This window comes from Vibrio sp. 811 (assembly GCF_033339195.1).
The window spans coordinates 1-507 of sequence record NZ_JAWOUB010001000.1; the positions used below are offsets into that span (position 1 = coordinate 1).

The window sequence follows — 507 nt, forward strand, 5'->3', positions numbered from 1 at the left end:
GAGAGTCTTCACCTTTTGAGACAAGTTGTTAAGCTGCTCTTGGGGCATATTGACCCTTTGGGCAGCGTTTCATGGAGGGAAGGATGCCTCTCAAAGCCAAGTTAATTTTGCTGACACTGATTCCGGTGGTTTTAGTGTCGGCAAGCATCAGTTGGATTTCCATTTATCAGGCCAAAACATTGGGTCAACGAGAGGTGGAGATCTTCCATCAAAACCTCATTCAATCCAAAGAAGCGGCGCTCAAAGATACCGTTGATGTCGCATTTGATGCCATTTCCCACATTTACAACGATTCGACGATTGAAGAACGTGTCGCTAAAGCGCGAGTGAAGGCCATTCTCAATCGCCTAACTTACGGCTCTGATGGGTACTTCTTTGCTTACGATAAACACGGTACTAACCTCGTACATCCCGTTCTTCCTGAATTGGTTGGGGAGAACTTACTTCACCTAGAAGACGAAAATGGCGACAGGCGTATAGAAGCGTTGCTTTACCAAGCGCAAGCCG

Annotated in this window: 1 protein-coding gene; it reads left to right on the forward strand. The window is 46.7% G+C overall.

Annotated features, from left to right (window positions below):
- Nucleotides 1-83: 83 nt before the first annotated feature.
- A partial coding sequence (locus tag R7Q46_RS30575; protein ID WP_318078765.1) for a cache domain-containing protein occupies nt 84-507 on the forward strand: 424 nt, incomplete at its 3' end.